Origin of the sequence: Rhodococcus rhodochrous, assembly GCF_900187265.1 — a bacterium.
GTDB classification, from domain to species: domain Bacteria; phylum Actinomycetota; class Actinomycetes; order Mycobacteriales; family Mycobacteriaceae; genus Rhodococcus; species Rhodococcus rhodochrous.
In genome coordinates this window covers 3,551,558-3,567,057 of record NZ_LT906450.1, presented here as the reverse complement: position 1 = coordinate 3,567,057, position 15,500 = coordinate 3,551,558, and the positions used below count along the sequence as shown (strand labels likewise).

Genomic DNA, 15,500 nt, shown 5'->3' with positions numbered 1-15,500 from the left:
TACTTGTGAATGCTTTCACGAACGAGCGTGGAGTCAATAGAATCGACCACGATCGTGGGGAAGCTCACGCTGTTGTGAGCTACGAGTTCGCCAATCCCTCTTTCTACTCCCCTCGAGCCGAGAAGGTAGTGGTAATCACAGAATTCGTGCTTTTCTTTCTGTCGCTGTCCCGCTAATGGGGATCGTCAGCGGGGCGCGACGACATCGAGGATCGACCGCACGGACACGAACTCGACCTCGGTGCGGAGTCCGAGATAGTCGCCGTCGACCTGAAGTCCGATCGGGCGCGAGGCCCGGGCGCGCACGCGCGCGACATCGTCCGCACGCACCAGATGCGGCGACGCCGGCTCGCCGCGGGCGGCCAGAAGTTGTCTCACCACCCGCAGGCTCGGAAATACCCGGGTCGTCGTCATGGCAAACACACCCAAACCGGTGTCGAACGAGGTGCCGGGATTCGTGTGCACCGGCCGGGACTCGAGATAGGTCCACGGACTCGAGTTCGACACGAACGCATAGTGCACCCCCGAAACGGGTTCGGATCCGGGCATCTCGAGCGTGAGCGCCGGCTCGTCCCGCTTCGACGCGAAGAACCGGGCCACCGCGTGCCGCACGTAGCGCGCCGTCGTCACCTTCTTGCCCTCGGCGCGGCTCAGGTCTATGGCCTCGCACACCTGGGCGTCGAGACCGAGGCCCGCGTTGAAGGTGAACCACCGCCCGTCGCAGTGGCCGAGGCCGATCCGGCTGGTCCTGCCCTCCTGCAGCGACTCGAGTACCTGCTCGGTGGCCTCGAGCGGATCGGCGGACAGCCCCAGGGATCGCGCGAACACGTTCGCCGAGCCGCCGGGCACCACCGCGAGTCGCGGAAGGGTCGGATCGGCGCCTCGGTCGGGGGAGGGGCCGAGGAGGCCGTTGACGATCTCGTTGACGGTGCCGTCGCCCCCGTGCGCGACGACGACGTCCATCCCGTCGGCGTGCGCCGAACGCGCCAGTTCTGCGGCGTGCCCGCGGTGCGTGGTGTGCGCGACGGTCAGCGCGAGCCGGCCTCTCAGGGCGTGAGCGAGGCGGTCGCGACCGGCCGGGGTGGTCGTCGTCGCATTCGGGTTCACGATCAGCAGGGCGCGCACGGAACATCAGCCTAAGTGGTGCCCGGCGGGTCCACTACGCTGGACGGGTGCCTCTCGAAACACCTCGCAGCAGCGTTCCGTCGACCGTGCGTGCCGCCGGTTGGCTCGTCGTCCTCGAGGGCGTCGTCGCGATGGGGTTCGCGGTGTACTCGATCATCCGCGCCGCCTCGGGCGAACACGATCAGTCGGTCACCAACGGTTACGGCTTCGCGCTGTGGCTGTTCATCCTGTTCGGCGGGGTCCTGGCCGGCGGGATCGCGCTCGTGCGCGGTGTGCGCTGGGGACGTGCCGTGGCGATACTCGCGCAGCTGTTGTTGCTGCCCGTGGTGTGGTCGCTGCTGACCGACTCCCACCAGCCGGTCATCGGCACCGTGCTGGCGCTCGTCGTGGTCCCCACGCTCGTGCTGCTGTTCAGCCCGCCCACGTCGCGGTGGCTCGCGCACGAGTACGCGCCCGACGTCGACGAGTGATCCGGCTCAGCTGCCGAGCGCCTGCAGAGCGGGGCCGCTGAGCCTGAAGGTCGTCCACTCGTCCTGCGCGACGGCACCGAGGGATCGGTAGAAACCGATGGACGGCTCGTTCCAGTCCAGCACCGACCAACTCAGGCGGGTGTAACCGCGCTCCACGCATTCGTGGGCGAGCGCCGCGAGCAGTGCGCGTCCGTGTCCCTTGCCGCGGTGTTCGGGACGGACGAACAGATCCTCGAGGTAGATCCCGTGCACGCCGTCCCAGGTGGAGAAGTTCCGGAACCACAACGCCACCCCGACGACCCGGCCCTCGGTGCCGTCCTCTCCGGATTCCTCCGCGACGTGCGCGTACACCGAGGGCTGCGGCCCGAACAGGGCCTCGAGGATCTGCTCGGGCACCACGGTGCACTCGTGCCGCGCCTTCTCGTACTCGGCGAGGTCGTAGACCAGCCCGGTGATCGCGGGGACGTCCTCGGGGGTGGCTCTGCGGATCACGACGGGCAGCCTCCTGCGGTCTCGTGGGCGGGTTCACCTCGCGCTGCGCCGCCGAGTGCGCGAGGATCGGGTCGTGGCAACGGTACTTGCAGTGGCAAATCAGAAGGGTGGCGTCGCCAAGACGACCACCGTCGCGTCGTTGGGGGCCGCGCTGTCGGCGCTGGGCCGGCGGGTGCTCGTCGTCGATCTCGACCCCCAGGGGTGCCTGACCTTCTCCCTCGGACACAACCCCGACAAGCTCGAACAATCAGTTCACGACGTGCTCGTGGGCGGCGTCGAGACGAAGGACGTCCTGCTCGACACCGCGGAAGGGATGTCGCTGCTGCCGGCGACCATCGACCTCGCGGGTGCGGAGGCGATGCTGCTCATGAAGCCGGGGCGCGAATACACCCTCAAGCGGGCCCTGGCGTCGGTCGAGGACGACTACGACGTCGTCGTGATCGACTGCCCGCCCTCCCTCGGCGTCCTCACGCTCAACGGTCTCACCGCGGCGCGGTCCGTGCTCGTTCCGCTGCAGTGCGAGACGCTCGCCCACCGTGGAGTGGGGCAGTTGCTGCGTACCGTCGACGAGGTCAGGCAGATCACCAACCCGGATCTCGAGTTGCTCGGCGCGCTGCCGACCCTGTACGACTCGCGGACCACACACAGTCGCGACGTGCTCGCCGATGTCTCCGACCGGTACGACCTGCCGGTGCTGGCCCCGCCCGTACCCCGCACTGTCCGTTTCGCGGAGGCCTCCGCCTCGGGCGCGACGGTGCTGGCGGGACGCAAGAACAAGGGTGCCGAGGCCTATCGTGCGCTTGCGGAGAACCTGCTGCGGTACTGGTCGGGCGAGGCGGAACTCGAGACCTTCGAGACCGTCGTCGCCGACTGAGCCGGCCACGCGTCGACACCGGCCGGGCGGCCCGCCCTCAGCGCAATGCCACGAGTTCGTCGTCGCGCTGCTCGACCACGACGTCCCCGGCGACGGCGACGTTCACCGTGGAGACCGCTCCGCGCTCGACGTCGATGCGCGGGCCGGGTTCGCCGGTGCGTGAGTCGACGCCCAGGAGGGCGTCCTCGACGGGAAGAAGCAGCGAACCGGCCATGACATCGCCGTTGCCGAGGGTGTCCTCGACGGTCCACTGCGGAGCGAAATCGGTGGTGGACAGTGCGACGGTGTCGCGGCCGGTCCACCACACGAGCACGCCGCCGCGCTCGAGGGCGGGATCGTCCGACTCGCCGGCAGGACGCGGCAGGGTGTGCGTGTCGACGAGGACGCCCTCGCTGTCGAAGACTTCGATGCGGGGCCCGTCGTTGTCGTCCGGGGCCAGGTAGACCGCCGTGAGGTCGCCGACCACCGCGACGATGCGGGAATCCCCGCCCGCTTCCGGCAGCACCGACGAGGCGAACTCCTCGGGCTTGGTGCTGTCGTCAGGGGTGGGATCGAGAAGGGTGAGCCGGTTGGCCGGCTCGTTCGCGCACTGTTCGAGCACGGCGAGCACTTCGGCGCCCGAATCCGCCGAGCGCAGTTCGCAACCGGATCGGGGCTGGGCGCCCGGGTTCACCGGTGCATCGACGCGCCCGTACTCGACCGTGCGCACCAGATCGGAGCGCCACATCTCCAGACGCGACTCACCGAAGGCGATCAGGTGCGAACCGGCGTCGACGACCCGGATCGGATCGTCGGCGTCGCTCGACCGTTGCGCGCCCCGAGAGCCACTGCCCGAGTCGAGCGCGGTGACCTGACCGCATCCCCGCGGGCCGCGATAGACTGAGACCACGTCGCCCCAGGCTTCGGTGACCGCGCACAACGCCCGGTCGCGGTCGTACCGCCAGCGTTCCTCGCCCGAGTGCGGGTCGCGGCCGACCACCGCACCACCGTCTGCCGTGGCGACCGTGCCGCCGGACACCACCGGTGCGGTCGTCGCCGTACTCGGAGCACGCCACAGTTCGGCGAGCGTGCGCGGAAGAGATTGCGCGGCAGCGAGAGTGGGGACAGGGCCGTCCCAGGTGGTCGACGTGGTGCCCCGCGCATCCGAGTTCAGCCAGACGACACTCGCCGCCACCAGAGCGGTGACGACGAGTGCGGCTGCGACGAGAAGGTCGGTGCGGGTGCGGCGCTCGGGCGCGAGCACGTGGTTATCGGGCAGACGACGTCGAGACCGCTTCCACGTTCGACGTGTCCTGCTGCTCTGCGCGACCGGCCGGGCCCTCGCCCGAGCGGGTGCGACGGCGACGACGGCGACGACGTGCCGGAGCGGCCGCCCCGGTGTCCTCACCCGTCTCCGCTGCGGCAGACCCGTTCTCGGCCTTCACCGAGTCGTCCGAACCGGTTGCGGCCACATCCGTTGCGGAGCCGTCGGCCGACTTTCCGCGGACGGTACGACGGCGGACCCGGTTGCGCTTCGGGCGGGATCCGCCCTCGCGCTCGATGCGCTCGCGCTTCTCACCGTTCTCCGAGGCGGCGGGAGCAGCCTTGCGGACGCGTCCGGTGGCGTCGGACGGGATGTTCAGCTCCTCGAACAGGTGCGGGGAGCTCGAGTAGGTTTCGATCGGATCCGGGATACCGAGATCGAGAGCCTTGTCGATGAGCTGCCAGCGCGGCACGTCGTCCCAGTCGACGAGGGTGATCGCGATACCGGTGCGTCCGGCGCGACCGGTACGGCCGATGCGATGGACGTAGGTCTTCTCGTCCTCGGGGCACTGGTAGTTGATGACGTGGGTGACGTCGTCGATGTCGATGCCGCGGGCGGCGACGTCCGTGGCGACGAGCACGTCGATCTTGCCGCTGCGGAACTTGTCGAGTGCCTTCTCACGCGCGATCTGACCGAGGTCGCCGTGGACCGCGCCGCACGCGAAACCGCGCTCGACGAGGTCGTCGGCCACCTTCTGCGCCGTGCGCTTGGTGCGGGTGAAGACCATGGTGGCGCCGCGACCCTCGGCCTGCAGCACGCGGGCGACGAGTTCGGCCTTGTCGAGTGCATGCGCCCGGTAGATGAACTGCTGGGTGCGCTCGTGCACGGCCGACGATTCGGCCTCCTCGGCACGGATGTGCGTCGGGCGGTTCAGAAACGTGCGGGCGAGGGTGATGATCGGGCCGGGCATGGTGGCCGAGAACAGCATCGTCTGACGACGGTCGGGGACCATCGTGAGGATGCGCTCGATGTCGGGCAGGAAGCCGAGGTCGAGCATCTCGTCGGCTTCGTCCATGACGAGCACGCCGATCTTGCCCAGGATCAGATGGCCCTGGTTGGCGAGATCGAGCAGACGACCGGGAGTACCGACGACGACGTCGACACCCTTCTTCAGTTCGTCGATCTGCTGCTCGTAGGGGCGCCCACCGTAGATCGACAGGACCTCGAGGCCCGACTTGCGGCTGCCGGGCAGGTACTTGGAAGCGTTCACGAGGTCGTTGGTGACCTGGATGCACAGCTCGCGGGTCGGGACGATCACGAGTGCACGGGGAGTGCCGTCGAGGGTGGTCGTGCCGGAGCCCTCGGTGGCGATGCGGTGCAGAAGCGGAACGCCGAAGCCGAACGTCTTGCCCATACCCGTACGGGCCTGACCGATGAGGTCGTCGCCGGCGAGGGCCAGCGGCAGGGTGAGTTCCTGGATCGCGAAGGTGCGTTCGATGCCGACCTCGGCGAGGGCGCGGACGATCTCGTCGCGGACACCGAGTTCGCCGAAGGTGGGGGGTACGTGGGTGGAGTCGAGTTGTGCGGAGACGGTCGTTTCGCTCGCGTCGTCTTCGTGGTCGATGGTGATCTTGCTCAGGGGTCCGGCCTTCCTGGTCTCGGCACGCACGCACGAGGGGGAAAGGCGACCGGCCTGCACCTCAGCGCGAGCGGTTTCCACCAGGCTCGGCGAAGCGCGGCAGCGATCCGCAGTTCGGGTGCGCGCACATTATCTGGGAAGCTCGCGGGCCACGGTCGGCGGCTCGAAGCGCGGGCTTCCCGATCCATTGTACCGGTTCCGGCGCATTCCACGAGGTAGTACTACGCTTCGTCGTCATGGGAGCCGATACGCCGCAGTCCACCTCCGAGTCCGGCACGACGCCGGGCGGACCCGCAGTCCCCGCCGATCACCCCGGTGTCGCAGAGCTCTTCGCGGTGCTCGCGTACGGCGAGATCTCGGCGTTCTACCGGCTCGCCGAGGACGCACGGTTCTCCCCGTCCCTGCGCGGGCGGGTCGCCCTCGCAAGCATGGCAGCTGCGGAGATGAGCCATTTCGAGACGCTCCACACCGCGCTCACCGATCGTGGTGTCGAGATCTACGCGGCGATGGAGCCCTACCGCAAGGCCCTCGACGCCTACCACGCCTCGACCACTCCGTCGACGTGGCTCGAGGTTCTCGTGAAGGCATACGTCGGTGACGGGATCGCCGCGGATTTCTACTGTGAGATCGCCGACATGCTCGCTCCCGAGGTGTCCACGGTGGTCCGGGAGGTCCTCGCCGAGACCGGCCATTCCGAGTTCGTGGTGCAGGAGGTCCGCGAGGTCGTCGAGCGCAGCCCGCTGCAGAAGGACCGTCTGATGCTGTGGGGGCGCCGGCTGCTCGGCGAGGCCATCACCCAGGCGCAGTACGTCCTCGCACAGAACGAGGAACTCGCCGAGCTGGTGATTCTCGCGTCCGGCGACCTGACGAACATCGCCGCGCTGTTCGATCGCATGCAGGTCGAGCACGCCGAGCGGATGTCGGTGCTCGGACTGCATTAGCCTGGGGCTGACAGCAGTACCAGCTCGGTTTCAACGCATGAGAATCGGAGGTCCACCGTGGAGGTCAAGATCGGCGTCGCGGACAGCCCGCGCGAAGTTGTCGTCGTCAGCGACCAGACGCCCGACGAGGTGGAGAAGCTCGTCCGGGCCGCGTTGAACGGCGCCGACGACGGGGTGCTCGCCCTTGTCGACGAGAAGGGCCGCAAGGTTCTCGTGCAGGCCGCCAAGATCAGCTACGTGGACATCGGTCCTGCCACGCTGGGCAAGGTCGGCTTCGCCGCCAACTGAGAGCGACCGACGAGAACGGGCCGGGGCATGGCGCCCCGGCCCGTTCGTCGTTCTCGGTATGTACGCGCGTCGTCAGCGACGACGGTGCTCACGTGTCGTCAGCGACGACGGTGCTCGTATGTCGTCAGCGACGACGGAGTTCCGGCTGCAACGGCACGTGCTTCAGGCCACCCCAGGCCAGCGCCACGGTGGTGTCCACGGCGTCCTCCTTGGGGATCGGGCGCGCGGCATCGAGCCAGTAGCGTGCCGTGAACTGGCTCGTTCCGACCAGGCCGACCGCGAGGATGCGGGCCCGGTACGGATCGAGGCCCGAATCGTGGCTCACGAGGTCGAAGACGGCGTCGACGCACGCCTCGGTGGCCTGCTCGACACGCCGCGACACCTGCGGCTCGCCCATGAGGTCCGACTCGAAGACGAGTCGGAATCCCTGGCTGTCGTTGTCGACGAAATCGAAGAAGGCCTGCACCGCGGCGCGCACACGCTGGCGGTTGTCGGTCGTGGACCGCAGGGCCTGGCGGACGCCGTTGATGAGGGTGTCCACATAGTTCTGCAGCACGGCGCAGTAGAGCTCGAGCTTGCCAGGGAAGTGCTGGTACAGCACCGGCTTGCTCACTCCCGCGCATTCGGCGATCTCGTCCATGCCGGCAGAGTGGTAACCGCGTGTGACGAAGACCTCGCTGGCAGCCTCGAGCAACTGTGCACGACGTTCGTCACGCGGCATCCGGGCGCCCCGTTTGCCGTTGTTACCCCGGCCGGATGCTCGTTCGGTGACTTCGGTCATGCTTGCTCCCAATCTGCACTACTCCGACAGTGGCCTGTGCCACCTCGGCGCTCCTCGTCTTTGCAGGTTACAGGTGAACCTGCATATCGAACGGACCGGCCTACCGACCAGTATCCGTTCCCGGTGCACGGATAGGGCGCGCGTTCGGCGCTTCGGATATCGAAATGGTCTCGATATGACATCCTGACATCCGTGATCGAGCGTGGAGGAGTGCGCGAGAGCAGGGGTCCGCAGGGCTCCTCGCCGACAGATCCTTCCCCGACGCTGTCCGGTTCGTCCCGGTCGCGAGGAACGGAACGAACCGAGCCGGGGCGTAGGTCGCACCAGCCTCTGCGCGCCGTGTGGGACCCGGTGGGACGGTCGGACCGACCGCCTCGCCGACCGCGACCCGAGCGCGACGTCCGTAAACAGACCCGCGTGGGCAGATTCGTCGCCACCTACGGCTGGCGCGCCTACGCCGTTCCGATCCTCGCCGTCGTGACCCTGATCGTGCTGTGGGACGCCGCGCGTGGCGCCGGAGCGGAGGAGCCCGCCGACCCGATCGTCGCGAGCGAGGTCACCGAGATCATCGTCGAGGCCCCGCAACCCGAGGGAACCTTCCCCGAGTCGCTCGAGTCCGGTGCGCTGCCGGAGGGCGGCCCGTTCACGGAGGTCGGTGCGCGGGAGTGGCGGGTCGTGCCCGGCACCACGGGGCAGGTCGGCGCGGGGCAGACCCGTGTGTTCACCTACACGGTGGAACTCGAGGAGGGCATCGACACCACCGGCTACGGCGGCGACGCGGCCTTCGCGACGATGGTCGACCGGACCCTCGCCGACCCGCGCAGCTGGATCGGCGACGAGGCGGTCGCCTTCCGTCGGATCGACACCGGCGAGCCGGACTTCCGGATCTCCCTCACCTCGCAGATGACCATCCGCGAAGGATGCGGTTACGACATCCCGCTCGAGGGATCGTGCTTCAACCCCTCCATGGAGCGGGTGTTCCTCAACGAAGCGCGGTGGGTGCGCGGGGCCGTCGCTTTCCAGGGCGACATCGGGTCGTACCGCCAGTACGTTGTCAACCACGAGGTCGGCCACGCCATCGGCCTGGCGCAACACGATGCCTGCACCACCGACGGCGGCCTCGCGCCGATCATGATGCAGCAGACCTTCGGTACCGCCAACGACGACATCGCGCGCCTGGACCCGGGCGGCACGGTCCCCGCCGACGGGGCGCGATGCCGGTTCAACCCGTGGCCGTACCCGCGGGCGTAGGCGCCGGTCGGGGTCGACGGGCCGGACGGGGATTGCAGCAACGAATGGCACCATGGACGGTGACGCAGGACGCATCGCGACAGGAGAACCCGTGACCGCAACGACACCGTCGACGCGCCGATCCCTTCCGCCGTTGGTGGAACCCGGCCCGGAGCTCGGTCACGAGGAGGTCGCGCGGTACAGCCGTCACCTGATCATCCCGAATGTCGGGGTCACCGGTCAGCGACGGCTGAAGAACGCGCGGGTGCTGTGCATCGGTGCCGGCGGGCTCGGTTCGCCCGCACTGCTGTATCTCGCGGCGGCGGGCGTCGGCACGATCGGCATCGTCGAGTTCGACGACGTGGAGACGTCGAACCTGCAGCGTCAGGTGATCCACGGCCGTTCCGACGTCGGACGGTCCAAGGGGGAGAGCGCCCGCGACAGCATCCTGGCCATCAACGACGGCGTCACCGTGCGCCTGCACGAGACGCGGCTGGAGTCGGGCAACGCCGTGCAGCTGTTCGAGCAGTACGACCTGATCCTCGACGGCACCGACAACTTCGCGACCCGCTATCTCGTCAACGACGCCGCCGTCCTCGCCGGCAAGCCGTACGTGTGGGGCTCGATCTTCCGGTTCGAGGGCCAGGTATCGGTGTTCTGGGAGGACGCCCCCGACGGGCGCGGCCTGAACTACCGAGACCTCTACCCCGAGGCCCCGCCGCCGGGGATGGTTCCCTCGTGCGCCGAGGGTGGTGTGCTCGGTGTCCTGCCCGGCACGATCGGCACCGTCATGGCCACCGAGGCGATCAAGCTCATCACGGGGATCGGTGAGCCGTTGCTCGGCCGCCTCATGATCTACGACGCGCTCGCGATGTCGTTCCGCACGGTGACCCTGCGCCGCGATCCGGGACGGGTGCCGGTCACCGAACTGGTCGACTACGAGGCCTTCTGCGGGATCGTTCCCGATGCCGCCGCGTCGGCGCGATCGGCCGTCACCCCCACCGAACTGCGCCGCATGCTCGACGAGGGCCGCGACCTCGCGCTGATCGACGTGCGCGAACCCGTCGAATGGGAGATCGTCCGTATCGACGGTGCCCGGCTCGTCCCGAAGGACCGCATCCTCTCCGGTGAGGCCCTCGCCGACCTGCCGCAGAACACCCCGATCGTGCTGTACTGCAAGACGGGCATCCGCTCGGCCGAGGCGCTCGAAGTGCTTGCGCGCGCCGGATTCTCGGATGCGACACATCTGCATGGTGGCGTGATCGCGTGGGCGCAGCAGGTCGACACCTCGTTACCGGTCTACTGACGGTGACCTCGTTGTGACCTGAAACAGCGGAGTGCCTTCCCGATCCGGGCGGTTTGCGGAGGTAGGTTGAGCGTCGTGAGCTCACCCGAACCGCCTCAGCACGTGTGCTCCACATTCGGTCTCCGTGATGTCGAACCGGTCCCGCTCGGACCCGACTGGGACGGAGGCTTCCGGTGTGGGGACGTCGTGCTGTCCCGAGTCGCCGATCACGCCCGCGCGGCCTGGTCCGCCAAAGTGCGGGAGACCCTGACCGTCGACGGCGTGCGGCTGGCCCGCCCGGTGCGGTCCACCGACGGTCGCTACGTGGTCTCCGGATGGCGCGCCGACACCTACATCGTCGGCACGTCCGAGCCCCGGCACGACGAAGTGGTCTCGCTGTCGCTGCGGCTGCACACCGCCACCGCGCAGCTCGAACGTCCCCGTTTCCTCATGCAGCCACCCGTCGCACCCTGGGAGGACGTCGACGTCTTCGTCGCTGCCGACCGCGCGGCCTGGGAGACCGTGCCCCTGCGCAGCGCCCGCGCGGCGGGGGCGCCCGAGACGGTGACCCCCGACGGCCGCAAGAGTCTCGACCTGATCAACCAGCTCGCGACCTTCCGCAAGCCCGTGCACCTGCCCGATCAGCTCGTCCACGGCGACCTGTTCGGCACGGTCCTGTTCGCCGGGCGTGCGGCGCCCGGCCTGACCGACATCACTCCCTATTGGCGTCCGGCCTCGTGGGCGGCCGCCGTCGCCGTCGTCGACGCGCTGTCGTGGGGCGGGGCCGACGAAGGACTCATCGGCCGCTGGGAGGATCTGCCGGAATGGCCGCAGATGCTGCTGCGCGCGGTGATCTTCCGGCTGGCCGTGCACGCGCTGCACCCGCGCTCGACCGAGGACGCCTTCCCGGGCCTGGCGCACACCGCCGACCTCGTGCGGTTCCTCCTGTAACACCTCACAGGGCGGCCGGGGCCGGGGTGAGCAACTCTTGACGCGACGGTCACCGCGGGCAGCACCGTAGCAACACCCGTTTCCTACCTTTGGGATCAACACGGACCCGAGGAGGAACGGCGATGACGACCTTCATCGAAAATGAAAGTCTCAGAGACAAATTCGGACGCAACCACAACATCGATCGGTGGGACGCCGAGGATGTGGAGGCGTGGGAGGCCGGCGGTAAGCAGGTCGCCAAGCGCAACCTGATCTGGTCGGTGATCGCCGAACACGTCGGCTTCTCCGTCTGGTCGATCTGGTCGGTCATGGTGCTGTTCATGCCCACCGAGGTGTACGGCATCGACGCCGCCGGCAAGTTCTTCCTGGTTGCGGTCCCCACACTCGTCGGCGCGATCCTCCGCATTCCCTACACCGTCGCCACCGCCCGCTTCGGTGGCCGTAACTGGACCATCTTCAGCGCCCTGGTACTGCTGATCCCCACCATCGGTGCGCTGTACCTGATGCTGAACCCGGGCCACTCCTACACCACGTTCATGCTGGTCGCGGCGCTCGCCGGCGTCGGCGGCGGAAACTTCGCGTCGTCGATGACCAACATCAACGCCTTCTACCCGCAGCGCCTGAAGGGCTGGGCCCTCGGACTCAACGCCGGTGGCGGAAACATCGGTGTCCCGGCCGTCCAGCTGATCGGCCTGCTCGTCATCGCCACCGTCGGTAACACCGAGCCCTGGATCGTGTGCGCGGTCTACCTGGTCCTGTGCGCCGTCGCCGCGCTCGGCGCCGCACTGTTCATGGACAACCTCCGTGACCAGAAGGCCGACCTGCGGGCCATGGGCACCGCACTGAAGTTCCGCGACTCGTGGATCATCTCCTTCCTCTACATCGGCACCTTCGGTTCGTTCATCGGCTTCAGCTTCGCCTTCGGGCAGGTCCTGCAGATCAACTTCCTCGCCGGCGGCGACACCCCCGCCCAGGCCGCCCTGCACGCCGCGCAGATCGCCTTCATCGGCCCGCTCCTCGGATCCATCTCGCGCCCGCTCGGCGGAAAGCTCGCCGACCGCATCGGCGGCGGGAAGATCACCCTCTACACCTTCGTCGCGATGGCCCTGGCCGCCGCGGTGCTCATCGTCGCCGGCACCCTCGACGACCGCACCACCGGCGCCGCGACCGGCGGCGTACTGACCGCCATGGTGCTCGGCTTCATCGCCCTGTTCCTGCTCTCCGGGCTCGGCAACGGCTCGGTCTACAAGATGATCCCGTCCATCTTCGAGGCCCGTGCGCAGGATCTCGACGAACTGGATCGCGACGAGAAGGCCGCCTGGTCGCGCAGCATGTCCGGTGCCCTCATCGGCTTCGCCGGTGCCATCGGCGGACTCGGCGGCGTCGGCATCAACCTGGTCTTCCGTGCCTCCTACGGCGGCGAGGCGCAGTCCGCGACGATGGCCTTCTGGGTCTTCGCGATCTTCTACCTCGTGTGCATCGCGGTCACCTGGTTCGTCTTCCTCCGCCGCCCCCACACCACCCCCACGAGCGAGCCGTCCACCGAGGCTCCCGCCCCGGCCCGCGTCGCAGTCTGACCGATCCCCGGCACGAAGAAAGAGAACATCATGAGCCGCAAGAACGTCGTCGTCGTCGGACACGGAATGGTCGCCCACCGCTTCGTCGAAGCCCTTCGCGTCCGCGACGAGCAGAACAGCTGGTCGGTGACCGTGCTCGGCGAGGAGGCCGACGCCGCCTACGACCGCGTGGGACTGTCGTCCTACGTCGGAGCCTGGGACCGCAAGGAACTCGCCCTCGCCGGAAACGACTACGCAGCAGACGATCTCGTCGACCTGCGTGTCGGCACCCGCGCCGTGGGAATCGACCGCGCGGCCCGCACCGTCACCACCGCCGGCGGCGACGTTCTGCCTTACGACAGCCTCGTCCTCGCGACCGGCTCGTACCCCTTCGTGCCCCCGGTGCCCGGCCACGACCTGCCCGGCTGCTTCGTCTACCGCACGCTCGACGATCTCGACGGTATCCGCGCCGCCGCCGAACGCGCCAAGGCCGCCGGCCTCGCCGGCATCGTCATCGGTGGTGGCCTGCTCGGACTCGAGGCCGCCAACGCGCTGCGCCTGCTGGGCGTGACCCCGCACGTCGTCGAGTACAACAACCGGCTCATGCCCGCCCAGGTCGACGAGGGCGGCGGCCGTGTCCTCGACCGTCTCGTCACCGACCTCGGCCTCGTCACCCACACCGGTGTGGGCACCGAGAAGATCGAGGCCGGATCTGAGGCGCTCCAGGTGACCCTGTCCGACGGCTCCGTCCTCGAGGCCGGGCTCGTGATCTTCTCCGCCGGCATCCGTCCCCAGGACGAACTCGCCCGCGAGGCCGGACTCGAACTCGGCGGCCGCGGCGGTGTGCTCACCGACCGCACCTGCCGGAGCACCTCGGACGAGGCCGTCTACGCCATCGGTGAATGCGCAGCCGTCGAGGGCACCTGCTACGGACTCGTCGCCCCCGGCTACAGCACCGCCGAGGTCGTCGCCGACCGGCTCGTCGGCGGCACCGCCGAGTTCCCCGGCGCCGACCTGTCCACCAAGCTCAAGCTGCTCGGCGTGGACGTCGCGAGCTTCGGCGACGCCCACGCGACGACGCCCGGCGCCCTCGAGGTCGTGCTGTCCGACTCCGCGAAGGGCACCTACGCCAAGCTCGTCGTCTCCGACGACGCGAAGACCCTGCTCGGTGGCATCCTCGTCGGCGACGCCTCCGCCTACGGCACGCTGCGACCGCTGGTGGGCCGCGAACTGCCGGGTGATCCGGCCACGCTGATCTCCCCGGTGGGGGAGAAGCCGGGCGCCGGCGCGCTGCCCGACGACGCCGAGGTGTGCTCGTGCAACGGTGTCACCAAGGGCGCGATCTGCGGCGCGATCTCCGAGGGCGCCTGCGACATCGCGCAGATCAAGTCGTGCACGAGTGCCGGTACCACCTGCGGCGGCTGCCTCCCGAGTATCAAGCAGCTGCTCGCGCAGTCGGGTGTGCAGATGTCGAAGGCTCTGTGCGAGCACTTCGAGCAGTCGCGGGCCGAGCTGTTCGAGATCGTCCAGGCCACCGGCATCCGCACCTTCTCCGCGCTCATCGCGCAGTACGGAACCGGACACGGCTGTGACATCTGCAAGCCGGTGGTCGCCTCGATCCTCGCGTCCACCGACTCCGACCACATCCTGCACCCGAAGCAGGCCGGTCTGCAGGACACGAACGACCACTTCCTCGCCAACATCCAGAAGAACGGCACCTACTCGGTCGTGCCGCGCATGCCCGGTGGCGAGTGCACCCCCGAGCAGCTCATCGTGATCGGTGAGGTGGCACGCGATTTCGGTCTCTACGTGAAGATGACCGGCGGTCAGCGCGTCGACCTGTTCGGTGCCCGCGTCGAACAGCTCCCGCAGATCTGGAAGCGTCTCGTCGACGCCGGCATGGAATCCGGCCAGGCATACGGCAAGTCGCTGCGCACCGTCAAGAGCTGCGTCGGTTCCACCTGGTGCCGCTACGGCGTGCAGGACTCGGTCGGAATGGCCGTCGCCCTCGAATTGCGTTACCGCGGACTGCGATCGCCCCACAAGCTGAAGATGGGTGTGTCGGGTTGCGCCCGTGAATGCGCCGAAGCCCGCGGCAAGGACGTCGGTGTCATCGCGACGGAGAACGGCTGGAACCTGTACGTGTGCGGCAACGGCGGCCAGTCGCCCAAGCACGCACAGCTCCTCGCCGGCGGCCTCGACGACGAGACCCTCGTCCGCTACATCGACCGGTTCCTGATGTTCTACATCCGTACCGCCGACCGGCTCCAGCGCACCGCTCCGTGGCTCGACGCACTCGAGGGTGGTCTCGAGCACCTCAAGGAGGTCGTGTGCGACGATGCGCTCGGGATCGCCGACGATCTCGAGGCCGCGATGGCCAAGCACGTCGAGGGCTACAAGGACGAGTGGGCCGGCGTCCTCGAGGATCCGGAGAAGCTGGCGCGGTTCGTCTCGTTCGTCAACGCGCCCGAGCAGCCCGACCCCACCGTCCGCTTCGACGACAGCGGCCCCCGCAAGGTCCCCGTCCTCGTGGGTATGCCGGGCATCGGACCCGGAACCGGGGCGTGACCACCGCTTACCCCGAGGGAACGAGCGGGTAACGCGCTCGAAACACCGGGCACCCAAA

General features: G+C 68.7%; 14 protein-coding genes. 9 read left to right on the top strand and 5 right to left on the bottom strand.

Translation table 11 applies throughout. The features are described 5' to 3' along the window. Nucleotides 1-185: 185 nt before the first annotated feature. Nucleotides 186-1,124, bottom strand: coding sequence for a diacylglycerol/lipid kinase family protein (locus CKW34_RS16365; RefSeq protein WP_059382238.1), 939 nt, complete (start codon nucleotides 1,122-1,124; stop codon nucleotides 186-188). A 47-nt stretch (nucleotides 1,125-1,171) separates the two neighbouring features. Here CKW34_RS16365 and CKW34_RS16360 point away from each other — a divergent pair, with 47 nt between their 5' ends. After that, nucleotides 1,172-1,594 (top strand): hypothetical protein, encoded by a 423-nt coding sequence (locus tag CKW34_RS16360; RefSeq protein ID WP_024101488.1) that lies wholly within the window; start codon nucleotides 1,172-1,174, stop codon nucleotides 1,592-1,594. A 6-nt stretch (nucleotides 1,595-1,600) separates the two neighbouring features. Here the strand turns inward: CKW34_RS16360 and CKW34_RS16355 are convergent, their stop codons facing one another. Next, entirely contained in the window at nucleotides 1,601-2,086 is a 486-nt protein-coding gene (locus CKW34_RS16355) for a GNAT family N-acetyltransferase (RefSeq protein WP_059382237.1), read from the bottom strand. Nucleotides 2,087-2,159: 73 nt separating this feature from the next. On the opposite strand from CKW34_RS16355, the gene CKW34_RS16350 reads away from it, so the two are divergent. Next, nucleotides 2,160-2,960 (top strand): ParA family protein, encoded by an 801-nt coding sequence (locus CKW34_RS16350; protein ID WP_059382244.1) that lies wholly within the window; start codon nucleotides 2,160-2,162, stop codon nucleotides 2,958-2,960. A 37-nt stretch (nucleotides 2,961-2,997) separates the two neighbouring features. Here CKW34_RS16350 and CKW34_RS16345 read toward each other — a convergent pair whose 3' ends face one another. Together CKW34_RS16345 and CKW34_RS16340 are read right to left on the bottom strand one after the other, a co-directional pair. Next, a complete protein-coding gene (locus CKW34_RS16345; RefSeq protein WP_059382236.1) occupies nucleotides 2,998-4,203 on the bottom strand; it encodes an Rv3212 family protein in 1,206 nt (401 codons plus the stop codon). A gap of 4 nt (nucleotides 4,204-4,207) precedes the next feature. Then, the gene (locus tag CKW34_RS16340) at nucleotides 4,208-5,872 is read right to left on the bottom strand and encodes a DEAD/DEAH box helicase (RefSeq protein WP_059382235.1); all 1,665 of its coding nucleotides are present in this window, start codon (nucleotides 5,870-5,872) and stop codon (nucleotides 4,208-4,210) included. Between the two features lie 206 nt (nucleotides 5,873-6,078). Here CKW34_RS16340 and CKW34_RS16335 point away from each other — a divergent pair, with 206 nt between their 5' ends. After that, nucleotides 6,079-6,783, top strand: coding sequence for a ferritin-like fold-containing protein (locus CKW34_RS16335; protein WP_059382234.1), 705 nt, complete (start codon nucleotides 6,079-6,081; stop codon nucleotides 6,781-6,783). Between the two features lie 57 nt (nucleotides 6,784-6,840). Further along, nucleotides 6,841-7,071, top strand: a complete 231-nt coding sequence (locus tag CKW34_RS16330) for a DUF3107 domain-containing protein (RefSeq protein ID WP_006550244.1) — start codon at nucleotides 6,841-6,843, stop codon at nucleotides 7,069-7,071. Between the two features lie 124 nt (nucleotides 7,072-7,195). Here CKW34_RS16330 and CKW34_RS16325 read toward each other — a convergent pair whose 3' ends face one another. Next, nucleotides 7,196-7,852, bottom strand: a complete 657-nt coding sequence (locus CKW34_RS16325) for a TetR/AcrR family transcriptional regulator (RefSeq protein ID WP_059382233.1) — start codon at nucleotides 7,850-7,852, stop codon at nucleotides 7,196-7,198. Nucleotides 7,853-8,044: 192 nt separating this feature from the next. On the opposite strand from CKW34_RS16325, the gene CKW34_RS16320 reads away from it, so the two are divergent. From CKW34_RS16320 to nirB, 5 genes are all read left to right on the top strand, one after another. Then, nucleotides 8,045-9,103, top strand: coding sequence for a DUF3152 domain-containing protein (locus CKW34_RS16320; protein WP_370670849.1), 1,059 nt, complete (start codon nucleotides 8,045-8,047; stop codon nucleotides 9,101-9,103). Between the two features lie 52 nt (nucleotides 9,104-9,155). Further along, nucleotides 9,156-10,388, top strand: a complete 1,233-nt coding sequence (gene moeZ / locus CKW34_RS16315) for an adenylyltransferase/sulfurtransferase MoeZ (protein WP_059382231.1) — start codon at nucleotides 9,156-9,158, stop codon at nucleotides 10,386-10,388. A gap of 75 nt (nucleotides 10,389-10,463) precedes the next feature. After that, nucleotides 10,464-11,318: a TIGR02569 family protein gene (locus CKW34_RS16310; protein WP_026061392.1), complete on the top strand. Its 855-nt coding sequence runs from the start codon at nucleotides 10,464-10,466 to the stop codon at nucleotides 11,316-11,318. Nucleotides 11,319-11,440: 122 nt separating this feature from the next. Continuing rightward, on the top strand, nucleotides 11,441-12,895 hold the full coding sequence (locus CKW34_RS16305) for a nitrate/nitrite transporter (RefSeq protein ID WP_059382230.1): 1,455 nt from the start codon (nucleotides 11,441-11,443) through the stop codon (nucleotides 12,893-12,895). A gap of 30 nt (nucleotides 12,896-12,925) precedes the next feature. After that, on the top strand, nucleotides 12,926-15,442 hold the full coding sequence (nirB, locus tag CKW34_RS16300; protein ID WP_059382229.1) for a nitrite reductase large subunit NirB: 2,517 nt from the start codon (nucleotides 12,926-12,928) through the stop codon (nucleotides 15,440-15,442). The last annotated feature ends 58 nt before the right edge of the window (nucleotides 15,443-15,500 follow it).

Excerpts from the sequence above, each read along its gene's own strand:
- CKW34_RS16305 (WP_059382230.1), top strand. The coding sequence starts at position 11,441 with ATGACGACCTTCATCGAAAATGAAAGTCTCAGAGACAAATTCGGACGC.
- moeZ (WP_059382231.1), top strand. The coding sequence starts at position 9,156 with ATGGACGGTGACGCAGGACGCATCGCGACAGGAGAACCCGTGACCGCA.
- nirB (WP_059382229.1), top strand. The coding sequence starts at position 12,926 with ATGAGCCGCAAGAACGTCGTCGTCGTCGGACACGGAATGGTCGCCCAC.
- CKW34_RS16335 (WP_059382234.1), top strand. The coding sequence starts at position 6,079 with ATGGGAGCCGATACGCCGCAGTCCACCTCCGAGTCCGGCACGACGCCG.
- CKW34_RS16325 (WP_059382233.1), bottom strand. The coding sequence starts at position 7,852 with ATGACCGAAGTCACCGAACGAGCATCCGGCCGGGGTAACAACGGCAAA.